Raw genomic sequence first — 6324 nt, forward strand, 5'->3', positions numbered from 1 at the left:
CTATGGCTCTTTCTTCTGAGATATTTATTGATGAAACATTAGAAATTCCTTGATTTTCAAGGAAAAAAGACTTGACTATATAGGGAGGTAAAACAGATGAAACTCTATTTGGGAAATATGGTAACAACAGTTACTACACTTATGATTGTATCGCTGGTTGGGTTTGTTGGATATTCAATCGGTAACAGAAGCAGCATTAATTTCTGGGGCAGAAGGAGCCTGTTTGTTTTGGCATATGGTCTTGTTATATGCTGTTTTGCAGCGGCAAGGGACGGATTGGATAAAACAATTCAGTATACGATAGATGGAAGCTGTAATCCTGGAATATTTTCACTTGTGAGTGTTCCAAACATCGTCGGATGTGTCGGAGCTGCAATTATAATGATTGCAGCAATAGCAACACCAATTGCAAAGTCACAGCATATGCGTGAGATATGGTTTTATGTAATGTCCGGCGGAGTGATGCTAAAGATTGTAGTTATGGAGATCGCAAGAATTATACAGATGTTTTAGGAGTGTTTTCATGAGAGTAGAGACTGAAAGAATGTATCTTTATCCTTTAAGTGATGAAGAAATGCGGTTAGTTATTGAAAATGAATCTGATTCTGAGATGAAACAGGCTTACACGGAGATGCTTGAAGGGAGTCTTTCAAATTCTGATAAGAGAATATGGTATGCAATCTGGAATATGGAATTGAAAGATGATCCGGAAACTATAGTGGGTGATTTTTGTTTTAAGGGATTTGGAGATGATGGAGTGATTGAAATTGGATATGGTCTGAAAGAAGAATACAGGCATCACGGATATATGACAGAAGCAGTAAAAGCAATCACAGAATGGGCATTGTCACAGGACGGTGTAAAGCAGGTGGAGGCAGAAACCGATGCGAAAAATATAGCCTCACAGAAAGTCCTTTTTCGGTCAGGATTTGTCAATAATGGAAAGATGGGAGAAGAGGAACCAAGATTTGTATACGGAGGTAAAAAAGGAATGAAAAAATATACCAAAGGACATTAGATAAACAGACAGTTGTGGGAGCTGCGGAGAGAACAATTAAATCTAAATCATGGTAATCAGGAATTAAAAGTAGCAGTTACTAATATCTTTCACGATCTGCGGACACCGCTTACTGCAATCTGTGGATATCTTGACTTGTTGGAACAAGAAGAATCAGGTGATAATGTGAAGAAATATCTTGATGTGATAAGGGAGCGTACTGATACAATGCGTTCCCTTACGGAAGAACTATTCAGTTGTTCGTTACTTGCAATACAAGATGAAAAACTCCATATAGAGCAGATTTGTATAAATGATACTTTGGAACAGAGTATTGCTGGTTTTTATGGGGTGCTTATTAATAAAAGAATACTTCCGGATATTCAGATGTCTGAAATTCGTGTAATGAGACAACTGGATAAAGAGGCTGTCAGACGCTCATTGCAAAATATACTTATGCAATTTGCTACTAAACTAAATATATCATCATGGAACGAATAATAATGTAGAATGACAGGAGAAAAAAGATATGGAGAATAAGTTATTTTTGATAATTTCTGTAATTATGGTATGTTCATTGACTGCATGTGGGCAGCAGGAAACCGGAACTATGAAAAATACCGGAAACAGTACAGAGCAGGTCGTTGCGAGCGAAGATAATAGTGAGCTGGCAACAGCAGAAGATAATAATATGGAGCAAACAGAGGCGAAGGAACAAAATCAATTACAGGATGTGAAGCCGTCATATAAAGAATTCAGAGATGTATTAGATGAAATCAATACGGATATTCAGCCAGGAACCACAGGAAATGGATTGATTTCTGTTAAGGTTGCTGCACATTTGCTCGACTGGGGAGTTGGAACCAGCATGACGACAGATGAGATTAAAAAAGAAACAGTATCATGGCATTCTGATAAAGGAAACTCTAATCAGGTGGAATTTTCGAATAAGCTTGCGTCTGTGTATGATGCATATCAGAAGTTATTAGGTTCTGATGCAAAAAATTTACTTGAGCAGGCAGGCTGTGATGATGCGGCATATCCATGGAGTGATGCTCCGGTTGAAACAATTGAAGCAATTATGGAGATAGTACAACTTCCGGAAGAACAGACAATAGATGATTCAAATTCATCGACTGAAAAATTCGAGAATAAGGATAATTGGCCGGATGTCGAAGAACTGGTTAATCAAAGAGGCGATGAGACAACAGCCTATTTACTGGCAGATGGTCGCTATATGGATCGTATAAATGCTGTTTATATTTATGATGGAAAAGATACATGGACAGATGAATCGGGAGTGGAATGGAACAAAGTTGTAAAGTAGTAGAAGAGAAATGGCAGATTATGAAACAGCTTATCAATACAGAAGTGGAGGAATAATCATGAGAATTGAACATGTTGCACTTTATGTAAATGATTTGGAAAATACAAAAAAATTCTTTATGAAATATTTCAGAGCAAAATCAAATGATGGATACCACAATCAGATAACAGGCTTTTGTTCTTATTTTCTCACATTTGAGGATGGTGCACGTATTGAAATCATGAATATACCGGAAATGGCTGATTTACCGAAGGAAATAGTTCGTACTGGATATTCACATATAGCTTTTAGCGTAGGAAGTATAGAAAAAGTGGATGCATTGACAGCAGAATTAAAAGCGGATGGTTATGAGATTATTAGCGGACCAAGGACTACGGGTGATGGATATTACGAAAGCTGCATTGTTGCGGTTGAGGATAATCAAATTGAGATTACAGTATAATGGGAAAATGCTGGTATTTGAAAGGACAAAAACATGGCTTCTAGCAAAGAATATTTACAATTTATATTAGAGCAGTTATCTGATTTAGAAGAAATTAATTATCGTGCAATGATGGGAGAATATATCATATATTATCGTGACAGGATTGCCGGAGGCATATATGATAACAGGTTACTTGTGAAACCCACAAAATCTGCAATTTCTTATATGGCAACTAAAAGAAAAGCTATAGTTCCATCCATTCGATTCGAGGAGTTCTTCGACCGGCATTTCAGTTGGCGGTGGATGATGACCTGATCAGGAAAAATCCATTTCAGTTTCAGCTAATGGAAGTGGTTGTGAATGACAGTGTGACAAGAGAGGCAATCAGTAGAGCAGAGGAACGTAAGTTTCTACGATTTGTGAAGGAAGATCCTCATTTTTGCAGATATTATGAGGGAATATACATATTATTTAAAACCGGCTTTCGCATCTCGGAATTTTGTGGTTTGACGATTTCTGATATTGATTTCAAGGAGCATACGATCAACATCGATCATCAATTGCAGAAGAAATCAAAAATCGGATATTATATACAAGAGACTAAAACAACCAGAGGAACGAGAAAGATACCTATGACTGTGGATGTAGAAGAATGCTTTCGGAAAATAATAGAAAAACGAAAATCGCCCAAAGCAGAGCCTATGGTAGACGGAAAAAGTGGATTCTTATACTTTGATAAAAACGGAAGTATTTGTTATTCTCTGCACTGGGAGCATTACTTTCAACATATTATTCAGAAGTATAATGACACATACAAAGTGCAGATGCCTGTTATCACACCGCATGGTCGAGTTATAATAAGGACAAGTTAGAAAACTCCAGTAAATACAAGGGGTTGCACTAATTTAGTCCTTATTTTTAACTCCCTGAAAAAGGGAAAAATAAGGCAGCGCTGTCATTCCAGAATATGAATTATTACAGATCCAGACTGGAAATGGATTTGTGTAAGACAAGAGTAAAAACAACAGAATTATTGTAATTATAGGACTGAATTAGCTCGTACGGAATATAGATTCCGGTTGTCTAATTCAGTCCTCTTTTTGATTGACGACGATGAAAGGTGATGAAAAATGGCTAGAATTATTTCTATTGTAAACCAAAAAGGGGGAACGGGAAAATCCGCATGTACAGCTAATTTAGCAGTAGGATTAGCACAAAAGAATATGAAAGTGTTGATTGTAGATGCCGATCCCCAGTCTGATGTATCCGCAGGATTTGGATATCGTGATTGTGATGACAGTAATGAAACACTTACAGCTCTTATGGATGCAGTAATGAAAGATGAAGATATTCCTTCAGACTGTTATATCAGACATCAGGCAGAGGGAATAGACATTATCTGTTCTAACATTGGACTGGCAGGTACGGAAGTACAGTTGGTAAATGCAATGAGCAGGGAATATGTATTGAAACAGATTTTATATGGTATCAAGGATCAATATGATGCAGTCATTATTGACTGTATGCCATCATTGGGAATGATTACGATCAATGCGCTGGCTGCATCAGATGAAGTCCTCATTCCAGTTGAAGCGTCCTACCTGCCAATCAAAGGCTTGCAGCAGTTGTTAAAAACGATCGGTAAGGTTCGTAAGCAGATTAATCCGAAGTTGCAAGTCGGTGGGATTCTGTTCACGATGGTCGATGCGCATACAAATGATGCCAGAAATAATATGGAACTTCTCAGAAATGTATATGGAAGTCAAATTCATATCTTTGATAATTATATTCCATTTTCTGTAAGAATGAAGGAAGCAGTCAGAGAAGGACAGAGTATTTTCTCTTATGATCCGAAAGGCAAAGCTACAGAAGCTTATCGGAGAGTGACGGAGGAGGTGCTAAAAGATGCCATCTAAAAAAAGAGCAACTCCCATTTCCTTACAGCCACTTGATGCGTTGTTTGGAACAAACGAAGAAACAAACAATGGAATTTGCGAGATAGAAATAGGAAGCCTTTATCCATTTCCAAATCACCCGTTTCAAGTAAAAGATGATAAGAAAATGGAAGAATTATCAGAAAGCATTACACAATATGGCGTGTTGGTTCCTGGTATTGTGCGATTGAGAGAGTCCGGTGGTTATGAGCTGGTAGCTGGTCATAGGCGAAAACGAGCATGTGAACTTGCGGGATTAGAGAAAATGCCTGTTATCATCAAAGATCTTACAGATGATGAAGCGACGGTGATCATGGTAGATTCCAACATTCAACGAGAAGAGCTGCTGATCAGCGAAAAGGCATTTGCTTATAAAATGAAATATGAGGCGTTAAAGCGTCAGGGAAAACGATCTGATTTAACTTCTTGCCAAGTTGGCAAGAAGTTGGCGGCAGAAGAAGTCAGTCAGAATACAGGAGATAGTTCCAGACAGATTCTTCGATATATTCATCTGACAGAGTTAGTAGCAGAGCTATTAGAATTGGCAGACGAGAAGAAGCTTCCCTTTAACACAGCTGTTGAACTTTCTTATTTGAGAACTGAAGAGCAGCAGATATTATTTCAGTATATGAGTAATCACAATATGGTACCGTCCATGAAGCAGGCAAAGGAATTGAAACAGATTTCAAAAGAGCGGATGTTGACGTATTCAGAGATTGATCAGATTTGCATGAATGAAAGTAATGAAAAAGTTCAGGTGCAGATTCCGGCGAAGAAATTGAAACAATATTTTCCAGAGACATATACAAAGACTCAGATGGAAGAAATTATATTTAAGCTTCTGGCATCGTGGGCAGAAAGAGAGGGTAAAGAATGAGCAATGAAGATACGGTAAGTAGAATACAAGCCTATCTGAAAAAGATAGAAAAGATACGTGTTAAACGGATGAAAAGAGAGAAGTTTGAACATTTGTTGAAAACATTAGGATTATCAGCAGGAAGGAAGTGAAAGTATGGCTTTAAAAATTGTACGAAGATATGATGCGAACGGAAGGGAGCTTACGGAGAAAGATTTGGAAACCTTTCGATTGGATTCTCCTGTGGTTAGAGAAATATTAGCTAACCTTAATCGGGAGGTGGCGGAAGGAATCAGACAGAAGGAGAAAAAAGGTGACGATTGAAGACGTAATTAAAAAATCAATTCTGCCGCTGGCATTTATGGTATTCTGGTTTTGGATGACAAAAACAATTATGAAAGTCAGTGGTCAGACAGATTGGTTCTGGTGGATATTTATTGCCGGATTGCCATTTGGAATACATAAAATGCGGCTGATTCTAATCCCTAGAGGAATGGATACCACAGCAACACTTGGTATGGCTGCATTAAGTGTCATCATTGGAGCTTTGATTGGCTGTATCATGATTCCAGTGTATGTAATCCGTGCGGTATACGTTTTCTTACGATATATCATCGGAAAATAATTGAATATTTGATAAGAGGCAGGCTTGCGAAAATAAAATCGTAAGCTTGCCTCTTTTTTTGTACGGCTTTAGCCTGTTCAAAATGTCTACGCAGCGTGTAGGCATTTTGAACTATAACCCACCTGCTTCGCGGGTGGTGACCCATTGTTATACGCAAAAAT

General features: G+C 37.9%; 11 protein-coding genes and 1 pseudogene. All 12 read left to right on the plus strand.

Features of this window, described 5'->3' with window-relative positions; translation table 11 throughout:
* Window positions 1-96 precede the first annotated feature (96 nt).
* Window positions 97-513, plus strand: a complete 417-nt coding sequence (locus OCV61_RS18095) for a hypothetical protein (protein ID WP_158422916.1) — start codon at window positions 97-99, stop codon at window positions 511-513.
* Window positions 514-523: 10 nt separating this feature from the next.
* On the plus strand, window positions 524-1018 hold the full coding sequence (locus tag OCV61_RS18100) for a GNAT family N-acetyltransferase (RefSeq protein WP_262583406.1): 495 nt from the start codon (window positions 524-526) through the stop codon (window positions 1016-1018).
* Between the two features lie 12 nt (window positions 1019-1030).
* Window positions 1031-1498, plus strand: coding sequence for a sensor histidine kinase (locus OCV61_RS18105; RefSeq protein ID WP_262583408.1), 468 nt, complete (start codon window positions 1031-1033; stop codon window positions 1496-1498).
* Between the two features lie 109 nt (window positions 1499-1607).
* Window positions 1608-2324 (plus strand): hypothetical protein, encoded by a 717-nt coding sequence (locus tag OCV61_RS18110; protein ID WP_262583410.1) that lies wholly within the window; start codon window positions 1608-1610, stop codon window positions 2322-2324.
* A 58-nt stretch (window positions 2325-2382) separates the two neighbouring features.
* Entirely contained in the window at window positions 2383-2766 is a 384-nt protein-coding gene (locus tag OCV61_RS18115; RefSeq protein ID WP_158422919.1) for a VOC family protein, read from the plus strand.
* Window positions 2767-2799: 33 nt separating this feature from the next.
* Window positions 2800-3063: a TfoX/Sxy family protein gene (locus OCV61_RS18120; RefSeq protein WP_330382984.1), complete on the plus strand. Its 264-nt coding sequence runs from the start codon at window positions 2800-2802 to the stop codon at window positions 3061-3063.
* Window positions 2985-3593, plus strand: a pseudogene (locus tag OCV61_RS18125) (tyrosine-type recombinase/integrase); the annotation flags it as partial. The gene OCV61_RS18120 and the pseudogene OCV61_RS18125, both read left to right, overlap by 79 nt.
* A 285-nt stretch (window positions 3594-3878) precedes the next feature.
* Window positions 3879-4664 (plus strand): ParA family protein, encoded by a 786-nt coding sequence (locus OCV61_RS18130; protein ID WP_054337283.1) that lies wholly within the window; start codon window positions 3879-3881, stop codon window positions 4662-4664.
* Window positions 4654-5559 carry a ParB/RepB/Spo0J family partition protein gene (locus OCV61_RS18135; protein ID WP_154780997.1) on the plus strand — a complete coding sequence of 302 codons (906 nt, stop codon included), beginning with the start codon at window positions 4654-4656 and terminating at the stop codon, window positions 5557-5559. Before OCV61_RS18130 ends, OCV61_RS18135 begins: the two co-directional genes overlap by 11 nt.
* On the plus strand, window positions 5556-5690 hold the full coding sequence (locus tag OCV61_RS18140) for a hypothetical protein (protein ID WP_262583413.1): 135 nt from the start codon (window positions 5556-5558) through the stop codon (window positions 5688-5690). Before OCV61_RS18135 ends, OCV61_RS18140 begins: the two co-directional genes overlap by 4 nt.
* Window positions 5691-5694: 4 nt before the next feature.
* Entirely contained in the window at window positions 5695-5862 is a 168-nt protein-coding gene (locus tag OCV61_RS18145) for a hypothetical protein (RefSeq protein WP_167515502.1), read from the plus strand.
* Window positions 5852-6163 carry a DUF6050 family protein gene (locus tag OCV61_RS18150; RefSeq protein ID WP_096240028.1) on the plus strand — a complete coding sequence of 104 codons (312 nt, stop codon included), beginning with the start codon at window positions 5852-5854 and terminating at the stop codon, window positions 6161-6163. Before OCV61_RS18145 ends, OCV61_RS18150 begins: the two co-directional genes overlap by 11 nt.
* Window positions 6164-6324: the final 161 nt, after the last annotated feature.

The organism is Blautia ammoniilytica (genome assembly GCF_025566965.1).
In the GTDB taxonomy this organism is placed as follows: domain Bacteria; phylum Bacillota; class Clostridia; order Lachnospirales; family Lachnospiraceae; genus Blautia_A; species Blautia_A ammoniilytica.

Coding starts and splice junctions, on each gene's coding strand:
- OCV61_RS18145 (WP_167515502.1), top strand. CDS start 5,695: ATGGCTTTAAAAATTGTACGAAGATATGATGCGAACGGAAGGGAGCTT.
- OCV61_RS18120 (WP_330382984.1), top strand. CDS start 2,800: ATGGCTTCTAGCAAAGAATATTTACAATTTATATTAGAGCAGTTATCT.
- OCV61_RS18130 (WP_054337283.1), top strand. CDS start 3,879: ATGGCTAGAATTATTTCTATTGTAAACCAAAAAGGGGGAACGGGAAAA.
- OCV61_RS18140 (WP_262583413.1), top strand. CDS start 5,556: ATGAGCAATGAAGATACGGTAAGTAGAATACAAGCCTATCTGAAAAAG.
- OCV61_RS18100 (WP_262583406.1), top strand. CDS start 524: ATGAGAGTAGAGACTGAAAGAATGTATCTTTATCCTTTAAGTGATGAA.
- OCV61_RS18115 (WP_158422919.1), top strand. CDS start 2,383: ATGAGAATTGAACATGTTGCACTTTATGTAAATGATTTGGAAAATACA.
- OCV61_RS18110 (WP_262583410.1), top strand. CDS start 1,608: ATGAAAAATACCGGAAACAGTACAGAGCAGGTCGTTGCGAGCGAAGAT.
- OCV61_RS18135 (WP_154780997.1), top strand. CDS start 4,654: ATGCCATCTAAAAAAAGAGCAACTCCCATTTCCTTACAGCCACTTGAT.
- OCV61_RS18095 (WP_158422916.1), top strand. CDS start 97: ATGAAACTCTATTTGGGAAATATGGTAACAACAGTTACTACACTTATG.